At 61.2% G+C, this 17,398-nt stretch carries 14 protein-coding genes; 5 read left to right on the plus strand and 9 right to left on the minus strand.

Annotation, left to right across the window (positions count from 1 at the left end; genetic code table 11):
- Positions 1-5: 5 nt before the first annotated feature.
- The 6 genes from OKC42_RS11425 to OKC42_RS11450 all read right to left on the minus strand — a co-directional run bounded on the left by OKC42_RS11425 (position 6) and on the right by OKC42_RS11450 (position 9,877).
- Positions 6-1,739: a methyl-accepting chemotaxis protein gene (locus OKC42_RS11425; protein ID WP_270819719.1), complete on the minus strand. Its 1,734-nt coding sequence runs from the start codon at positions 1,737-1,739 to the stop codon at positions 6-8.
- Between the two features lie 51 nt (positions 1,740-1,790).
- Positions 1,791-2,801: a galactose/methyl galactoside ABC transporter permease MglC gene (gene mglC, locus OKC42_RS11430; RefSeq protein ID WP_005342585.1), complete on the minus strand. Its 1,011-nt coding sequence runs from the start codon at positions 2,799-2,801 to the stop codon at positions 1,791-1,793.
- Between the two features lie 16 nt (positions 2,802-2,817).
- Positions 2,818-4,338, minus strand: a complete 1,521-nt coding sequence (mglA, locus tag OKC42_RS11435) for a galactose/methyl galactoside ABC transporter ATP-binding protein MglA (RefSeq protein ID WP_041234376.1) — start codon at positions 4,336-4,338, stop codon at positions 2,818-2,820.
- Positions 4,339-4,391: 53 nt separating this feature from the next.
- Positions 4,392-5,378, minus strand: coding sequence for a galactose/glucose ABC transporter substrate-binding protein MglB (mglB, locus tag OKC42_RS11440; protein WP_258721644.1), 987 nt, complete (start codon positions 5,376-5,378; stop codon positions 4,392-4,394).
- A 242-nt stretch (positions 5,379-5,620) separates the two neighbouring features.
- A complete protein-coding gene (locus tag OKC42_RS11445) occupies positions 5,621-8,680 on the minus strand; it encodes a beta-galactosidase (RefSeq protein ID WP_270819723.1) in 3,060 nt (1,019 codons plus the stop codon).
- Between the two features lie 189 nt (positions 8,681-8,869).
- Complete coding sequence (locus OKC42_RS11450; RefSeq protein WP_041915397.1) at positions 8,870-9,877, minus strand: substrate-binding domain-containing protein; 1,008 nt, start codon at positions 9,875-9,877, stop codon at positions 8,870-8,872.
- 201 nt (positions 9,878-10,078) lie between these two features.
- Between OKC42_RS11450 and galE the strand changes: the two genes are divergently transcribed.
- From galE to bacA, 5 genes are all read left to right on the plus strand, one after another.
- Positions 10,079-11,092, plus strand: coding sequence for a UDP-glucose 4-epimerase GalE (galE, locus tag OKC42_RS11455; protein WP_270819725.1), 1,014 nt, complete (start codon positions 10,079-10,081; stop codon positions 11,090-11,092).
- A gap of 60 nt (positions 11,093-11,152) precedes the next feature.
- Positions 11,153-12,211 (plus strand): UDP-glucose--hexose-1-phosphate uridylyltransferase, encoded by a 1,059-nt coding sequence (locus OKC42_RS11460; protein ID WP_270819789.1) that lies wholly within the window; start codon positions 11,153-11,155, stop codon positions 12,209-12,211.
- A complete protein-coding gene (galK, locus tag OKC42_RS11465) occupies positions 12,208-13,356 on the plus strand; it encodes a galactokinase (protein WP_270819727.1) in 1,149 nt (382 codons plus the stop codon). Before OKC42_RS11460 ends, galK begins: the two co-directional genes overlap by 4 nt.
- Positions 13,353-14,342: a galactose-1-epimerase gene (gene galM / locus OKC42_RS11470; protein ID WP_042081754.1), complete on the plus strand. Its 990-nt coding sequence runs from the start codon at positions 13,353-13,355 to the stop codon at positions 14,340-14,342. The genes galK and galM overlap by 4 nt, the downstream gene beginning before the upstream one ends.
- A 115-nt stretch (positions 14,343-14,457) precedes the next feature.
- Positions 14,458-15,273, plus strand: a complete 816-nt coding sequence (gene bacA / locus OKC42_RS11475) for an undecaprenyl-diphosphate phosphatase (protein ID WP_005355537.1) — start codon at positions 14,458-14,460, stop codon at positions 15,271-15,273.
- A 71-nt stretch (positions 15,274-15,344) separates the two neighbouring features.
- On the opposite strand, the gene OKC42_RS11480 is transcribed toward bacA, so the two are convergent.
- The 3 genes from OKC42_RS11480 to OKC42_RS11490 form a co-directional block, all read right to left on the minus strand.
- Positions 15,345-16,040, minus strand: a complete 696-nt coding sequence (locus OKC42_RS11480; protein WP_270819731.1) for a ChrR family anti-sigma-E factor — start codon at positions 16,038-16,040, stop codon at positions 15,345-15,347.
- Positions 16,033-16,602, minus strand: a complete 570-nt coding sequence (locus OKC42_RS11485; RefSeq protein ID WP_005355542.1) for a sigma-70 family RNA polymerase sigma factor — start codon at positions 16,600-16,602, stop codon at positions 16,033-16,035. Before OKC42_RS11485 ends, OKC42_RS11480 begins: the two co-directional genes overlap by 8 nt.
- A gap of 140 nt (positions 16,603-16,742) precedes the next feature.
- Positions 16,743-17,309 carry an LON peptidase substrate-binding domain-containing protein gene (locus OKC42_RS11490; protein ID WP_201902624.1) on the minus strand — a complete coding sequence of 189 codons (567 nt, stop codon included), beginning with the start codon at positions 17,307-17,309 and terminating at the stop codon, positions 16,743-16,745.
- Positions 17,310-17,398: the final 89 nt, after the last annotated feature.

Below are 17,398 nucleotides of genomic sequence, written 5' to 3' on the forward strand. Positions count from 1 at the left end.
CGGCCTTACTCCAGCCGGAAGTGACCCACGATCTCCCGCAGCCGGTCGTAGGTCTGTTGCATCGCCGCGGAGCTGGCAACCGTCGCTTCGCCATTGTGGGTCAGCTGACGGATCACCTCGGCGATGGCGCTCATGTTGCGGTTGATCTCTTCGGCCACCGCACTCTGCTGCTCCGCCGCCGTGGCGATATGGCTGATGAGATCGTTGATCTCCACCACTTCTCCGGCCATCAGATCCAGCGACTCGTTGACCCTGGTAGTGTTCTCGGCAGCCCCCTGACAGCTCTGCTTGGTGTTGCCCATGGCCTCCACCACAGTTCGGGTGCCCCGCTGCAGACTGGCCAGCATGGTCTGGATCTCGGCTGTGCTCTGCTGGGTGCGGGCCGCGAGGGAACGCACTTCGTCTGCCACCACCGCAAAGCCACGCCCCTGTTCACCAGCGCGGGCCGCCTCGATGGCGGCGTTGAGGGCCAGCAGGTTGGTCTGTTCGGCAATGCTGCCGATCACCCCGAGCACTGAGCCAATCTGCTGCACATCCTGTTGCATCGCTTCAATGGAGCGAGCAGTGGCTTCCACTTCGTCCACCAGCGCCATCACGCTGGCCATTGCCTGATCTACCACCTGACGGGACTGGCTCGCCAGTTGCTGGCTCTGGCCGGTGAGCTGGGCGGTGCTGGCCGCACTCTCGGAGACGGAGACCGCGGTGCGGCTCATCTCGTTGATGGCGGTCACCACCTGCTCGGTCTCGCGCACATGATCCGCCAGCAGGGACTGGGCGGCGCCGGTCTGGCTGGCCAATCCGGCAATGCCGCTGTTGAGTTGACCGCTCGCCTGCCGCACCTCCCCCATCATCTCCTGCAACCGTTCGATAAAGCGGTTGATGCCGGCCGAGATCTGGCCAAGGTCATCCTTGCTGGTTACCGCCAGCCGACGGGTAAGATCGCCGCTGCCGCGGGAGAGCTCCAGCACCAGATCCCGCAACGAGAGGATGGGGCGATAGGCCACGTTAAGCGCCAGCATCGCCAGCACCATCACCACGATCGCCACGCCGCACAGCGCCATGATGATCTGGCCGTTGAGGGCCCGGGTCATGGCCCGGATGTAGTCAAGATCGATATAGCCGGTCAGCGTCCAGCTGCTGCCGCGGATATCCAGCTGGTTGGGGCGTGCTTCACTCTCCCCTTGCGGCTTGCTGTCATAGAGGCTGTTGCCCTGACTGTCGGCCAACGAGAAGTAGCGGCCATCGCCACTCATCTTCTCCAGCAGGCTTTTGAACTCACTCATGTCGAGGTAGTAGAGATAGGCGGAATCGGCACCGCGCGGCACCAGAATGGTGATGACCGGCTTGCCATCCACCTGTTGCAGCGGGCTGACGGTGATCTGGTTGTTGGCGGCGGGGATCAGCTTGCGCAGGGCATCGACCTTGGCGCTGTCGTTGATGACACCGCTCACGTCGAATGCCATGTCGCCGATCACCTTGACGATGTTGTGAAAGCCGGTCTCTTGCAGGGTCTTCTTGACGTTGGTCACCCCGAAGTTGAGGTTGGCGGCCAACAGGATCTTCTGATTGATGTCGCTGGCCAGCTTCTCTTTGACCAGAGTGATCTGCTCGTTGATGTTGTGGGTGGCCTGAGTGCGAATGTAACCACTGATGAAGTGATTCACGCTGAGCCCGGCAGTGCCGATGGTGACCAGAATGGCCAGTAGCAGCAAGAGGTAAATCTTGACCTTGAATGGCATGGGTTCCCTCCAGAAGAGAGGGCTGGCAACGCCAACCCTCTCTGCCAATCGTTATTTCTTCTTGGCGTACTTCATGGAGTCCAGGGCCACCGCCAGAATGATGATGCCGCCCTTGATGATGAACTGCCAGTAAGGGCTGACGCCGATATAGGTCAAGCCATAGTTGATCAGGGTGAAGATAAGTACGCCGGTAATCACACCCGCGACCGTTCCCACCCCGCCAGCAAACGACACCCCGCCCACCACGCACGCCGCGATGGCATCCAGCTCGTACATGAAGCCGAGGTTGTTGGTGGCGCTACCGATCCGGCCCGCTTCCAGCATGCCGCCGAAGGCGTAGAAGACCCCTGCCAGCGCATAGATCATCACCAGATTGACCGCCACATTGACGCCGGAGACCTTGGCTGCCTCGGGGTTGCCACCGATGGCGAAGATGTTTTTGCCAAAGCGGGTCTTGTTCCACAGCACCCAGACAAAGACGCTGGCGATGGCCGCGTAGAAGGTAAGATAGGAGAGCTTGAATCCTCCTATCCGGATAAAGCCCTGGGCGAAGCTGGAGAAGCGGGGATCAAACCCGGCCACCGGCGAAGCCCCTACCGAGTCGAAGTAGAGGGAGTTGATACCGTAAACGATGATCATGGTGCCCAGGGTGGTAATGAACGGGGTGACGTTCAGGTAGGCCACAATGAGACCGTTGACCAGACCAATCAGGGCACCCACCACACACACCAGCAGGATCACCGCAGGAATGGGCACCTCCCCCAGCGTCGGGAACACCTTGTTGACGTTGGTCAGCGCCTGCAACATGGTTGCCGCGATGAGTGCCGCCAGACCGACCTGACGACCGGCCGAGAGATCCGTCCCCTGGGTGATGATGATGCCCGCCACCCCCAGCGCTATGATGACCCGCACCGAGGACTGGGTCAGGATGTTGCTGAAGTTGGTGAGGCTCAGGAAGGAGGGCTCCTGGATCACGATGACCATGAGCAGCACCAGCAGCACCAGATAGATGGCGTTTTCCTTGAGCGCCTGCATCAGATTGAAATTTTTAGCCGACTCCATAAATGTCTTCCTGTCTCTAGAGGTACAGAGATGCCAGGCGCAGTATCTCGCTCTGGTCAGTTTCTTTGGTATTGACGATCCCGGCGACCCGGCCATTGCTCATCACCATGATGCGGTCGGTGATCCCCAGCAATTCCGGCATCTCTGACGAGATGATGATGATCCCCTTGTCCTTCTTCGCCAGCTCCAGGATGAGCTGGTAGATCTCGAACTTGGCCCCGACGTCGATGCCGCGGGTGGGCTCGTCGAGCATCAGGATCTCCGGCTGGGTCAGCAGCCAGCGACCGATGATCACCTTCTGCTGGTTACCCCCGGAGAGGGAACCGATCTGGGTCTGCTGGGTCGGCGTCTTGACCCGCATGGAGTCGATCACCCACTGGGTATCGCTCTTCATCTTGTTATCGCTGAGCAGCCCCATGGAGCCCTTGTAGCTGTCCATGTTGGCGATCAGGGAGTTGAAGGCGATATCGAGCCGGGAGTAGATACCGGTGGAGCGGCGCTCTTCCGTCACCAGCGCAAAGCCGTTGCGGATCGCTTCGTGGGCGTTGTGGTTGGCCACCTCTTTGCCGTGCAGCTTGATGCTGCCCTGGCTGCGATCGCGAATGCCGAACAGGGTCTCGACGATGTCGGTGCGCTTGGCCCCCACCAGTCCGGCAATGCCGAGGATCTCCCCCTTGTGCAGGTTGAAGGTCACATCCTGAATGGAGGGCTGGTTCTTCGCCGTCAGGTGTTCGATCTCGAGGATCACCTCTTTCGGCTGGTTGGTTTTTTCAGGGAAGCGCTGGGTCAGTTCACGGCCGACCATCATGCCGATGATCTGATCCATGGTCATGCCCTTGAGCGGCTGGGTTGCCACCCACTGGCCATCCCGCAATATGGTGATCTCGTCACAGAGCTGGAAGATCTCCTCCATCTTGTGAGAGATGTAGACGATGCCGCACCCCTTCTCCTTCAACTTGTTGATGATCTTGAAGAGGTGATTCACCTCTTTCTCGGTCAGGGAGGAGGTGGGTTCGTCCATGATGACGATCTTGGCATCGTAGGAGAACGCCTTGGCGATCTCGATCATCTGCATCTGGGAGACCGACAGGGTCGCGACCTTCACCTTGGGGTCGATATCGATATCCAGCTCATCGAAGATGCGCTTGGTGTCGTCATACATCTTGCCGTGGTCGATAAACCACCCCTTGGTGGGGTAGCGGCCGAGCCACATGTTGTCCATCACGGTACGCTGCAACACCAGGTTGAGCTCCTGATGCACCATGGAGACGCCATTTTCCAGCGCCTCTTTGGAGGAGGTGAAGTTGATCTCCTGCCCCTTGAAGAAGATCTTGCCCTGATCCTTCTCGTAAATGCCGAACAGGCACTTGAGCAGTGTGGATTTTCCCGCTCCGTTCTCGCCCATCAACGCATGCACAGAATGAGGACGGACCCGTAAATTGACATTATCGAGTGCCTTGACGCCGGGAAAGCTCTTACTGACGTCAATCATCTCCAACAGCCATTCTGATTGTTGCTGTGTTGTCATATCAGCCATCACATCTGGTTGAAAAAAGGGCAAGGGGATCTCCCTTGCCCTGGAGGAGGGAATTACTCGAATTGGGACAGGTTGTCTTTATCCACACCGACGTAGGCAACACGCACTACCTTGTCGACGATATTCCACTTGGTGCCTTCACCGGCCGGTTTGCCTTCAGCCAGGTTCTTGGTCAGCTCGAAGGTGGCTTTGGCCTGGTTGGCCGCATCGTTCAGCACGGTACCCGCCATGACACCGCTCTTGACCATGGCCAGCGCTTCCGGCAGCGCATCGACGCCGAACACCGGAATGGCAGTCTTGCCCTGGGCTTTCAGTGACTCGACCGCACCCATTGCCATGCCGTCGTTGTTGGCGATGACCACTTCGATCTTGTTGGCGTTGGGGCCGGAGATCCAGGCATCCATCTTGTCTTTCGCCATGGCGGTATCCCACATACCGGTATCCATGTGCAGTTGCTCGGTCTTGACGCCGCCATCGTTCAGGGTCTTGACCACGTAGGAGGTGCGCGCTTCCGCATCCGGGTGGCCCGGCTCCCCTTTCAGCAGCACGAACTGGATCACGCCATCCTTGTTCAGATCCCACTCCGGATGGGCTTTCCAGTGTTTGGCAATCAGCTGGCCCTGGATGATCCCTGACTCCTTGGAGTCGGTACCCACGTAGTAGGCCTTGTCGTAGCTGGCCAGATCGGTAGCGCTCGGCTCCTTGTTGTAGAAGACCACCGGGATATCTTCGCCACGGGCTTTCTCAATCACCACCGGGGCCGCAGCGGGGTCTACCAGGTTGATGGCCAGCGCCTTCACCCCTTTGGCCAGCAGCACGTCGATCTGGTCGTTCTGCTTGGACTGGTCGTTCTGGGAGTCGTTCATCAGCAGTTCCACCCCTGGAGTGGCTGCCGCCTCCTTCTCGATGGCCTTGCGCACGACCGCCATGAAGTTGTCGTCGTACTTGTAGACGGTTACCCCGATACGGGTGTCAGCCTGGGCATTGGCTCCAGCCATCATGCCCATCAGCAGGGCGGCAACTGTGGTCAGTTTTTTCATTATGTGTGCTCCGATGTGTCTATCTGTGTTGTAGGGTGGCGAGCAATTGAGCAAGCGCCAATCAATGTAATCAGTTTGTTGTCATTTCTTCTGTGATCATGACGACAAAATGAAAACGTTTACACTCTGTTACATTGAATCTTTTTCTTATTTTTCAAAAACATAAATTCGAGCGTTAATTTTTGGACTCAATCTATTCCGCAGCATTGAGGCTAGTCGCTAACAGGCTGTTGTCAAAAAGCTCAGCCAAGGGTGCAGTGCCAGCGATAGCGACGGGCAGTCAGCTGATACTCGGGGCGCACGCTCTGGCTCCAGGAGTCATCGCCGCCCACCCCCATGTGGGCGCCATCGAGACAGACCCACAGCCCCTCTTCAGCCACCAGATCGCTCTGGTGACGGGCGGCGGCCAACTGCTGCTGACTGAAGCGGCTGGCACTGAAATGGAAGCTGCCGTTCACCGTCGTGCTGCCCAGCTGCAACTGGCGGGTATCACAGCGCAAGCCGTTGTCACTCGGGAAAATGTAAGGGGTGTGCATCGCCTCCAGCGGCAGGCTCCAGCGACCAAGATCGGCGCCCAGCAGACGATCCGGATAGTTCTCGTGCGGCCCACGCCCAAGCCATTCGACTCGCGCCGGTACCTCGGCCAGATGAAGCAGCAGACCGATCCGCGGCAGCGACGGCAGCACCTGTGCCAGCTCGGTTTCTATCTCCAGGCTCATGGCGCCATCGTCGGTAAAGCGGTGATGCCAGTGACTCACCAGCAGCAGCTCATCGCGGTGGAAGTAGCCATGGCTGACCCGGATATCCCCTCCGGCGACCGCGATCCCCAGACAGCGGTGCTGCCACTGACCGAGACCACACACCTGCCAGCGAGCAATCCAGGAGTTGGGGTCGGCGTGATCCGCTTCGCTGGTGCCAATGTCGTTGTCGAGCGGCGCCCGGTAGAAGTGATCCATGATCGGCGCCAGCAACTGCTCCTGCCCCGTTTTTTGCCAACTGGTGATGCAGCCGCTCTGCTTGTCGAGCCACCACTGGCTGTTTGCGGCGGTGATCCGCCAGCCATCCGGCTGCTCGCTCAGGGTAGCGGCAGCGACCGGCGCAGGCAGGGCAAGGGGGGTCGGCAGGGTGAACTGCTGACGGGCGACCTTGTGATCCGCCTGCGACCAGAGAGTGGCCTGTGGCTGCACGATGGCCAGATCGAGCCAGGCCAGTGAGCCTGCCGCACAGGCGGGCAGTGTTTCGCTCAGGGTCAACTCGACCACCCCCTGTGGCGCCAGCTCAAGGGAGATCTCCCCCTGCAGCTGCACATGACCGTTCTCGCACAGCTGCCAGCGAAGCCGCTCGTTGTCGGTTTCCCGAAACAGGTATTCGCTCTCGATCCGTACCCGCAGCGGGGTGTGCTCGAGCAGGGTAAAGCGGAACGGTTGCTGGGCCCGCTTTGCCTCGAACAGGGCTGGATGCGGAGTGCGATCCGGGAACAGCAGGCCGTTGCAGCAGAACTGGCGATCATTTTGCACATCACCAAAGTCGCCGCCATAGCCCCAGTAGTGGCGACCATCGGCGGTGTATTTGTCGAGCCCCTGATCGACCCAATCCCAGACAAACCCGCCTTGCAGGCGTGGATGATCGCGAAACGCCTGCCAATAGTGGGCGTAGCCCCCCAGACTGTTGCCCATGGCGTGGGCATATTCGCAGAGGATCAGCGGCCGGTGCTCGCCGGGCAGGCCGATCCACTTGGCCAGCGCCCACTTGGGCACCGCAGAAAAGGGTTGATCCTGATGGGTTCTGGCATACATGGGGCAGATGATGTCGGTGGCCGGGGTATCGGCCCCGCCCCCCTCGTACTGCACCGGACGGCTCGGGTCGCTGCGCTTGATCCAGCCATACATGGCATCATGGGCCGGGCCGTAACCCGACTCGTTGCCGAGCGACCAAATGATGATGGAGGGGTGGTTGAAATCCCGAGCCACCATGCGGGTAGCCCGCTCCAGAAAGGCGTTGCTCCAGGCGGGATCTCGCGCCAGCCGCCCCATGGGGGTCATGCCGTGGGTCTCCAGATTCGCCTCATCCACCACATAGAGGCCGAGCCGATCGCAGAGGCGATAGAAGTCTGGGTGGTTGGGATAGTGGGAACAGCGCACCGCATTGAAGTTGTGCCGCTTCATCAGCAGCAGATCCCGCTCCATGGTGGCGCGATCGATGGCATAACCCTTGGCGGGATGGTGTTCATGACGGTTGGCACCGCGAACAAGCAGCGGCTGACCGTTGACCCGCAGCAGGCCACCACGGATCTCCACCACCCGAAAGCCCACATCACATGCCTCACTCTCGATAGCCTGGCCCTGCTCGTCCAGCAGGGTCAGGGTCAGGCGATAGAGATGGGGCGTCTCGGCGCTCCACTTGCGCGGCGCAGCCACGTCGAGCCAGAACTCGGCACGATCGTCGTAAGCCCCTTTTTCGTCAATCGCTTGCGTGCCGATCGGCTGACGCAGGGTCGCAACGCGCTCAACGCCGTCATAGAGATTGGCCTCCACTGACAGGCCAGCCCCATTGGCCACCTGCAGGGCAATCTTGAGACGGCCACCCCGATAGCAGGCATCCAGCTCAGGCGTCACCCGCATATCCATCAGATGGCGGGACGGTTTGTGCAACAGGCTGACGGAGCGGAAGATCCCCGACAGCCACCACATATCCTGATCTTCCAGATAGGAGCCGTCGGACCAGCGCAGCACCAGCACCGCCAACCGGTTGCGACCGCTCTGCAGATATGGGGTCAGATCGAATTCGGCGGGCAGCCGGCTGTCCTGGGAGTAACCGACCCAGCGACCGTTGCAGAAGAGGTGGAAGGCGCTGCTCACCCCGTCGAAGATGATCCGGCTCTGGCCGCTTGCCAGCCAGTCGGCGGGCAATTCGAACTCGCGGGAGTAGCAACCGGTGGGGTTCTCTGCCGGCACCCGGGGCGGATCGCAGGGAAAGGGGTACTTGATATTGGTGTAGATGGGGCCATCGGTGAGCGGCCGCGCAGCTGGATAGGCGGCATCCAGCTGCCAGTTGCCCGGCACTGTAATGGGGCAAGCATCCACCAGATCCTGCACCAGCCAGCTCTCGGGCACCAATTCGGGAGCGGCAAAGAAGGAGAAGCGCCACTCGCCATCGAGCAAGAGACGGGAGGAAGAGGCCAGATCCCCCCTGGCATCCGTTTCGCTGCGCCAGCTGAACATGGGGGTATGGGCAGCCAGCCGGTTTACCGACGTAATGGCCTGAGTCTGCCAATCCTGACGCGCCACTATCTCCCTGAGCATTCACTCTCTCCCTGCTGATTGGAAAACCTATTCAGTCTAGAGAAGTATGACGCAGGGAACGGCGATCTCGCTCACACAGATGTAAACGATTACACTGATTTTGTTAAGTAAAGCGGAGTAAAAATGATTAAAAATAGGTAAAACAATAACTGTGCAAGAAACGGCCCCGAACAGGGCCACAAAAGGGGGCTATCCGGCCCGAACCGGTGCCACCGAGTGGCGATTGATCAGGGTGGGGGTATAGATCCGGCTCTGGGTCGCGTCACTCTCCCCCGCCGCCAGCTGAATGGCCAGCTTGGCCGCCTGGGCCGCCATCAGCTCAATGGGATAGCGCATGGTGGAGAGCTTGGGGCGCAAATATCTGGCATAGATGATGTCATCGAAGCCCACCACCGAAACCTCCTCCGGCACTCGCAGGCCGTTGTCCGCCAGCACTGAGATGGCGCCCGCCGCCATGGCATCGTTATAGGCCACCACGGCGGTCACCTTGAGCCCCTTGGCCAGCAGGTTGAGCATGGCACGCTCCCCCCCCTCCTCGTTCGGCGTGCCGCTCTCGATAAGCTCGGGATCGGCTGCCAGACCAGCCTCCATCAGTCCATCCTGATAGCCCTGCAGACGCAAGGTGGCATCCTCGATGGCGTGATCCGAGCTGATAAAGGCGATATGGCGGTGGCCCAGTTCGATCAGGTGGCGAGTCGCCGTAGCCGCCCCCAGCCTGTTGTTGAGAGCGATGCAGCGCCCCTTGAGGGCAGGAATATCACGGTTGATCAGCACCATACCGGGCACCCGCATGGCGTAATCGTACAGTTCCTCGTCGCTCAGCGCCTTGCTGTGCACCACCAGCGCCTCGCAGCGCTTGCCGATCAGCAGCTCGATCGCCTCACGCTCCTGACGTGCCTTGTGAAAACCGTTACCCATCAGCAGGTGAAGGTTCTGCTCGACGGCGATGCCGGAGACCCCCTTCACCAGTGCACCGAAGAAGGGATCTGCCACGTCACCGACCACCACCCCCATGGTATCGCAAGTCTGGCTCACCAGTGCCCGCGCGTTGGCGTTGGGGGTATAGCCCAGTTCAGCCATGGCCTTCTGCACCACTTCGCGAGACGCGGCACTGGCCTTGGGGGAGTTGTTCATCACCCGTGAAACCGTTGCCACCGACACATTGGCCAAACGGGCGACATCCTTGATGGTGCTCATGCTGTTTTCACTTCTTTCACTGTGCAATAGAGCGCCATTATACCCAGCAAACCCATTGAAAACAGAGGTGAAACGCATATCTGCCCTCAGGATGACCACAGAAACAGTGTAATCGTTTACACCGTTTTGCAAGCAAGCTCACAGTTTGGTCGCCACACCCTCGGCTAGACTCCTTCCAGACACTTTTCAGTGGAGAGCAAGATGAAGGTTCTGGTCACCGGCGGTTGCGGATATATCGGCAGCCACACCTCTCTGGCCCTGCAAGCGGCAGGCATGAATCCCGTGGTGGTCGACAACCTCGGCAACAGCAAACGCAGCGTGCTGGCCCGAGTCGCTGCCATCAGCGGCCAGCAACCCCTGTTCTATCAAGGGGATATTCGCGATGCGGCCCTGCTGGACCGGATCTTCGCCGAGCAGCATATCGATGCAGTGATCCACTTTGCCGCCCTCAAGGCGGTCGGCGAGTCGACCCGCATTCCACTGGATTACTACGAGAACAACCTCGGCGGCACCCTCACCCTGCTGCAGGCGATGAAGCGGGCCAATGTGCACAATCTGGTGTTCAGCTCCTCGGCCACCGTCTATGGCGATCCGGCCAGCCTGCCAATCCGCGAAGATTTCCCCCGCAGCGCCACCAACCCCTACGGACGATCCAAGCTGATCATCGAGGAGATCCTCGAAGATCTGCAATTGGCCGAGCCCCACTGGAGCATGACCCTGCTGCGCTATTTCAATCCGGTCGGCGCCCACGAATCGGGCACCATGGGTGAAGACCCGCAAGGGATCCCCAACAACCTGATGCCCTATATCACCCAGGTCGCCATCGGCCGTCGCGACTGCTTGTCTGTCTTTGGAAACGATTACCCCACCCCGGACGGCACCGGCGTGCGCGACTACATCCACGTGATGGATCTCGCCGAGGGGCACGTCAAGGCACTGCAACACTGCGCCGGCAAGGGTGGCGTGCACACCTACAACCTGGGCACCGGCCAGGGCCAGAGCGTGTTGCAGCTGGTCGCCGCTTTCTCCAATGCCTGCGGCAAGCCGCTGCCGTTTCGCATCGAACCGCGCCGTCCCGGCGATATCGCCGCCTGCTGGGCTGATCCGGCCAAGGCTGAGCGGGAGCTGGGCTGGCGGGCGACCCGCAACATCGACGCCATGTGCGCCGACAGCTGGCGCTGGCAATCCGCCAATCCGAACGGTTACGAGGAGTAGGCCTGCCTGCTCCCTGTTAATAGACGACCCTATTTTTCAATACCTTATTCAGGAGAGATGATGTTCAACCCCGTCGATCATCCCCATCGCCGCTTCAACCCGCTGACCGGCCAGTATGTGCTGGTCTCCCCCCATCGGGCCAAACGCCCCTGGCAGGGACAGGTGGAGAAGGTGAGTCAGGCCCCCAAACAGGCCCACGATCCCGACTGTTTCCTCTGCGCGGGCAACACCCGGGTCACCGGCGACATCAACCCCGACTATCAGGGCACCTTCGTTTTTACCAACGACTTCGCCGCCCTGATGCAGGATACCCCGGCCGCCGATAGCGCCAGCGATCCCCTGCTGAAACTGGAAGCCGCCCGCGGCACCAGCCGGGTCATCTGCTTCTCGCCGGATCACGGCAAGACCCTGCCCGAGCTGCCGCTGCCCGCCATCGAAGGGGTGATCACCACCTGGATGGATCAGGTCGCCGAACTGTCAGCCCAGTGGCAGTGGGTGCAGGTCTTTGAAAACAAAGGGGCAGTCATGGGCTGCTCCAACCCGCACCCCCACGGCCAGATCTGGGGCAGCGACTTCCTGCCCAACGAGATCGCCCGCGAAGAGCAGCACCAGCGCGACTGGCTGGCGGAGCATGGCCGCCCCATGCTGCTGGAGTATGTGGAGCGGGAGCTGGCGGATCGCTCGCGCATCGTGGTAGAGACCGAGCACTGGCTCGCCGTGGTTCCCTTCTGGGCCGCCTGGCCGTTCGAAACCCTGCTGCTGCCCAAGGCGCACGTCCCCTCCATGCTCAATATGACCCAGGCCCAGCAACAGGATCTGGCGGTGGCGCTCAAGGAGCTCACCAGCCGCTACGACAACCTGTTCGAGTGCAGCTTCCCCTACTCCATGGGCTGGCACTTTGCACCGCCCAAATCGGAGTGCCCCGAGGCGTGGCAACTGCATGCCCACTTCTATCCGCCGCTGCTGCGCTCCGCCACCGTGCGCAAATTTATGGTCGGCTTCGAGATGCTGGCAGAAACCCAGCGTGACCTTACCCCCGAGCAGGCCGCCGAGCGGCTGCGCGCTCTGAGCCCCATTCACTACAACCAGACCAGCCACACCAATGAGGAGGCCCTATGACCCCCAGCCAACGTGTCAGCACCGTTTTTGCCGAGCAATTTGCCAAAGCGCCCGATCTGCTGGTGCGCGCCCCCGGCCGCGTCAACCTCATCGGTGAACATACCGACTACAACGACGGCTTCGTGCTGCCCTGCGCCATCGACTACGAGACCTGCGTTGCAATCGGCCTGCGCGATGACCGGCAAGTGCAGGTGATCGCCGCCGACTACGACAACCAGCGCGACCAGTTCGACCTCGACCAGCCCATCGAGCACCACCCCAACCAACGCTGGAGCGACTACATTCGCGGCGTGGTGAAGTATCTGCAGGAGCGCGGTTATGCCCTGCGCGGCCTCGATCTGGTGGTCTCCGGCAACGTGCCGCAGGGGGCGGGGCTCTCCTCCTCCGCCTCGCTGGAAGTGGCCATCGGCCAGGCATTCAAAGAGGCGTTGGGGCTCGACATCAGCCAGGCCGAGATCGCCCTCAATGGCCAGCAGGCGGAGAACAAGTTCGTCGGCTGCAACTGCGGCATCATGGATCAGATGATCTCTGCTAGCGGCAAAACCGACCACGCCCTGCTGCTCGACTGCCGCTCGCTGGAGACTCGCCTCATCCCCATGCCTGCGGATCTGGCGGTGCTGATCGTCAACTCCAATGTGCGTCGCGGTCTGGTGGACAGCGAATACAACACCCGTCGCCAGCAGTGCGAAGCGGCCGCCCGTCACTACGGAGTCAAGGCGCTGCGCGACCTCGATCTGGCCGGACTGGAAGCAGGCAAGGCCGGGCTGGATGATGCTTGCTATCGTCGTGCCCGCCACATCGTTGGGGAAAATGCCCGCACCCTGGCGGCGGCCGATGCACTGGCAAGCCACGATCTGACCCGTCTCGGCGAACTGATGGCGCAGTCGCACGCCGCCATGCGCGATGACTTCGAGATCACAGTGCCCGCCATCGACGGTCTGGTGGAGATCATCAAGGCCAGGATCGGCACAGATGGTGGCGTGCGGATGACCGGTGGCGGCTTCGGCGGCTGCGTGGTCGCCCTGCTGCGCCCGGAGAAAGTGGCCGAGGTGATCGCCGCGGTCGAGGCAGAGTATCCGGCCATCTCGGGCCTCAAGGCCGACTGCTACGTCTGCTCTGCCAGCGCCGGTGCAGGCAAGCTATGAGCAGCGCCATGACCCCGTTCGAACTGGAAAACGAGGAGGGGCTGCGGCTGCGCGGCCTCGACTTCGGCGCAACCCTCACCTCCCTCACCCTGCCGGTAGCGGGCAAACGGCGTGAAGTGCTGCTGGGCTGTGCCGACGACGCCTATCCCACCCAGCAGGTGTGGCTGGGCGCGGTGGCAGGACGCTTTGCCAACCGCATCGGCGGTGCCGAGCTGGTGCGTGATGGACAGCGCTGGCCGCTGGATGCCAATCAGGCACCCAACTGTCTGCACGGCGGGCAGGCGGGCTTTCATCGCCAGCGCTGGCAAATCAAGGAGCTGGAAGCAGATCGGGTCAAGCTGGCATTGCTCTCCCGGGCGGGGGATCAGGGCTTTCCCGGCAATCTGCGGGTCACTCTGGAGTACCGGCTGGAGCAGGGCGATCTGGTGGTGGATTTCATCACCAGCACGGATGCCGCTACGCCGGTCAGCCTCACCAGCCACGCCTACTTCAATCTCGATGACAACCCCGACGGCGGCGATGTGCGTGACCACCTCATCAGCATCAATGCCGACCACTTCCTGCCGACCGACCCGAGCGGTTTGCCGATCACCATCACTCCGGTGGAGGGGCCATTCGATCTGCGCCAAGAGCGCCTTGTCGGGCAGGATTGGCTGAGTCATCCCCAGCAGCAACAAGCCAAGGGGTACGATCATGCCTTTGTGCTCAACGGCCCAACGCAAGTGTGGGCTGCTCGCGTGGTATCAGGGGACAGGCAGCTGGCGATGGAGGTCTACACCAACCAACCCTCGCTGCAGTTTTACAGCGGCAACTGGCTGGCCAATACCCCGAACCGCAGCGGCCTGTCGCACCGGGATCACGACGGCTTCTGTCTTGAGGCGCAACAGCTACCGGACAGCCCCAATCGCCCCGAGCTGGGCAACCCCTGGCTGCTGCCTGGCGAGCGTTATCACCACCAGACCCGCTACCGCTTTATCCGCGACTAACTTAAAGAATTCATGATTTTTACATAGCCTCAGCAGTCACAATCGAGCAAGATATGCCGCCCCGAGACCCTTTCGGGGCGTTTTTACATCAACGAAGTTAAGGATTGTTTGTTCGATGACTGACACTTATAGCCTGCTGGTCGCCTTTATTCTGGGCGTCGTCGAGGGGCTGACCGAGTTCCTCCCCGTCTCCTCCACCGGCCACATGATTATCGTCGGCCATCTGCTGGGCTTTGAAGGGCCCAAGGCTGCCACTTTCGAAGTGGTGATCCAGCTTGGCTCCATCCTCGCCGTGGTCGCCGTCTTCTGGCGTCGCCTGTTTGGCCTGATTGGCATCCACTTTGGCCAGAAGCCGTCCCGGGATCACGCCACCCTGTCGCTGGTGCATGTCATCCTCGGCATGATGCCCGCCATCGTGGTCGGTCTGGCCATCCACAGCTGGATCAAGGCTAACCTGTTTGGTCCACAGACCGTCATGTACGCGCTGGTCGCGGGGGGCATCCTGCTCATCATCGCCGAGAAGTTCCGCCCGGCCGTCACAGCAGAAACTCTGGATGACATCAGCTACAAGCAGGCGTTCGGCATCGGTCTGTTCCAGTGTCTCGCCCTGTGGCCCGGCTTCTCCCGCTCCGGCGCCACCATCAGTGGTGGCATGCTGATGGGGATCAGCCGTCACGCCGCCGCCGAGTTCTCCTTCATCATGGCAGTGCCCATGATGGTGGCCGCCAGCGGGCTTGATCTCTACAAGAGCCGCGATTTCCTCTCGATGGCCGACTTCCCGATGTTTGCAGTGGGCTTTATCACCGCCTTCGTGGTGGCGATGTTTGCGATCAAGACCTTCCTGACATTGATCCGCCGCATCGACTTTATCCCGTTCGCCATCTACCGCTTTATCGTGGCGTTCGCCGTCTATCTGGTGTTTGTCGCCTGACCGGCTGCCTGCAATGAAATGAAATGAGAAAAGGGACCAACTTGGTCCCTTTTTCTATGGCGTCATGGTGCTCAATAGAGGTGCTGGCTGATGCCGTTCAGCAGCCGCGACAACCCCTTGGTGAACTGCACCGGCGCATCCTGCACCGTGTAGCAGAGGCAGCCATCGGGCGTATGCGGACTGTGGGAGTGGCTGGCATCGCGCCAGATGAAATCCCCCGCCTTGTAAAGGGTATCGCCATCCTGAATATTGCCCGCCAGCAGCAGGGTCAGCTCATAACCCTGATGGGTGTGCTCGGGGATGCGGCCACCCGCTTCGATATGGAGCAAACTGGCGCGCGCCCCCATCTCGTCCAGCGGCAGACTCTGCTGACGAATGGCCCCGATATGGCGCCACTTGGGCGAACGATAGCGGGCCAGCACCCGTGGCAAACGGTAGGCGTGACCGGCCACCTCCAGCTCGCCGTGCTGCGTTCGGGGCTGGTCATGTGTTGGCTCGGATAGGGGCTCTGCCAGCGGCTGCGCCAGAATATCCGCCAGCATGGCGTCGAATCCGGCGTCCAGTCCCGCTTCATCGCGGGAGTCCAGCTCGGGCTCTGCTGGCGAAGCAAGATATTGCTGCGCCAGCTCATCTTCGAATGTCTTCAGTCGGGCAGCACAATCGGGGCAGAGTTCACAGTGGGCGGAGAGCCCCACCGCCAGCGGCAGAGGGAGCTCGTCGGCGGCGAAGGCACGCAGCATAGGGTCGGTCGGATGGGCTTTAATCATGGCCTTGCTCCACTTGCTCTTTCAATTTCTGTAACGCCAGCCGGAGGCGGGACTTGATGGTACCGAGCGGCACGCCGAGTCGCTCCGCCAGCTCCTGCTGGGAGAACTCCTGCAGATAGATACCGCGCACCACCTGCTGTTGCGGCTCCGGCAGGGTGCCCAGATAGTGGGCCATCTGACGAGTCAGCACCGCATCCTCACCGCCGCTCAGATGCTCCTCTTCGGCCTGAAACTCCAGCACCGGCCACAGCTCCTCGGCACAGAGATCCTCCTTGCTGGCGCGACGACGGCGCAGCATGTCGAAGCACTGGTTGCGCATCACGGTGTAGATCCAGGTGGTCGGCGCCCCCTTCTCGGGGTGGTAGAGGCGTGCCTTCTGCCACACCAGCAGCATGGTCTCCTGCACCAGCTCCATGGCGTTGGCCTCGCTGCCGAGGTGGCGCAAGCCGTAGCTGCGAATGCGCGGCGCAAAGTGTTGGAACAGGCGGGCAAAAGCAGCCTTGTCGGCCTGCTCTGCCACCCTGATCAGCAGAGATTTGAGGTCGCCATCCGGGTTATCCATCACGGGCGAAGTCCTGCGTATGGTCGAGTGTGGTTGGCCAGTATATGCCATTGCGCCATCCCTTTGGTGTGCTGTCGAACATGCTGTGGTGATAACTTGTACGGCCCCGCGGCGCTGGCGGATCAGCGGGTCAGAAAAAATCAGTGGCTGGCCACCAGCACCCCCTTGAGCAGGGCGATGGCGGGCTGATTGTCGGCAGCGGCCAGCAGCAGCTGCTTCTGTTCAGGGGGGATCGGCAGCACCTCCAGCCAGCGCTGGGCCACCCAGTTGCCATCGTCCCAGCAGGGGGCGGGATAGAGGGCGGCATAGTCGGGATAGTCGGCAAACACCTCCCGCAATGCCTCGACTAGCGGTTGCTGATCGGGATGGAGCCGGCGGGGCGGCCAGGCCGTCAGCGGCGTCACCTCGCCGATACGCAGGCCATCGGGCTCCTGCCACAGATCCTCTATCTGCACCCGCTCCATCCCCTGCACCGTGATTCCCAGCATGCCGTCCGGCAGCCGGTCGAAATCGATGATAGTGACCCGGGTGGCGATGGGCAGCATGTTGCGCAGGGCGTCGGGCTGGCGAGGGTCCACCATGCAGAGGGCAAAGCCGGACTCCCCCGCCTCGGCGATCATCCGCTGGTATCTCGGTTCGAAGATCCGCAGCGGCATGACGCCGCCGGGCAGCAGGTGGGCAGATAGGGGAAACAGCGCCAGTCGCATCGCAAACTCCTCGGTTGGGAACGTATGTTGATACGCCGGGCCAGAGGGAGGAGATCATTCCCGTCAGCGGAAAGGAAAAACCCTTAACA

Source organism: Aeromonas sp. Y311-2 (assembly GCF_027706025.1).
Lineage (GTDB): Bacteria > Pseudomonadota > Gammaproteobacteria > Enterobacterales > Aeromonadaceae > Aeromonas > Aeromonas veronii.

Bases quoted from the DNA above. Each gene is read 5' to 3' on its own strand.
- galK (WP_270819727.1), top strand. From the start codon at position 12,208: ATGACCCCCAGCCAACGTGTCAGCACCGTTTTTGCCGAGCAATTTGCC.
- OKC42_RS11460 (WP_270819789.1), top strand. From the start codon at position 11,153: ATGTTCAACCCCGTCGATCATCCCCATCGCCGCTTCAACCCGCTGACC.
- OKC42_RS11445 (WP_270819723.1), bottom strand. From the start codon at position 8,680: ATGCTCAGGGAGATAGTGGCGCGTCAGGATTGGCAGACTCAGGCCATT.
- bacA (WP_005355537.1), top strand. From the start codon at position 14,458: ATGACTGACACTTATAGCCTGCTGGTCGCCTTTATTCTGGGCGTCGTC.
- OKC42_RS11450 (WP_041915397.1), bottom strand. From the start codon at position 9,877: ATGAGCACCATCAAGGATGTCGCCCGTTTGGCCAATGTGTCGGTGGCA.
- mglB (WP_258721644.1), bottom strand. From the start codon at position 5,378: ATGAAAAAACTGACCACAGTTGCCGCCCTGCTGATGGGCATGATGGCT.
- mglA (WP_041234376.1), bottom strand. From the start codon at position 4,338: ATGGCTGATATGACAACACAGCAACAATCAGAATGGCTGTTGGAGATG.
- OKC42_RS11425 (WP_270819719.1), bottom strand. From the start codon at position 1,739: ATGCCATTCAAGGTCAAGATTTACCTCTTGCTGCTACTGGCCATTCTG.
- OKC42_RS11485 (WP_005355542.1), bottom strand. From the start codon at position 16,602: ATGGATAACCCGGATGGCGACCTCAAATCTCTGCTGATCAGGGTGGCA.
- OKC42_RS11480 (WP_270819731.1), bottom strand. From the start codon at position 16,040: ATGATTAAAGCCCATCCGACCGACCCTATGCTGCGTGCCTTCGCCGCC.
- OKC42_RS11490 (WP_201902624.1), bottom strand. From the start codon at position 17,309: ATGCGACTGGCGCTGTTTCCCCTATCTGCCCACCTGCTGCCCGGCGGC.
- mglC (WP_005342585.1), bottom strand. From the start codon at position 2,801: ATGGAGTCGGCTAAAAATTTCAATCTGATGCAGGCGCTCAAGGAAAAC.
- galM (WP_042081754.1), top strand. From the start codon at position 13,353: ATGAGCAGCGCCATGACCCCGTTCGAACTGGAAAACGAGGAGGGGCTG.
- galE (WP_270819725.1), top strand. From the start codon at position 10,079: ATGAAGGTTCTGGTCACCGGCGGTTGCGGATATATCGGCAGCCACACC.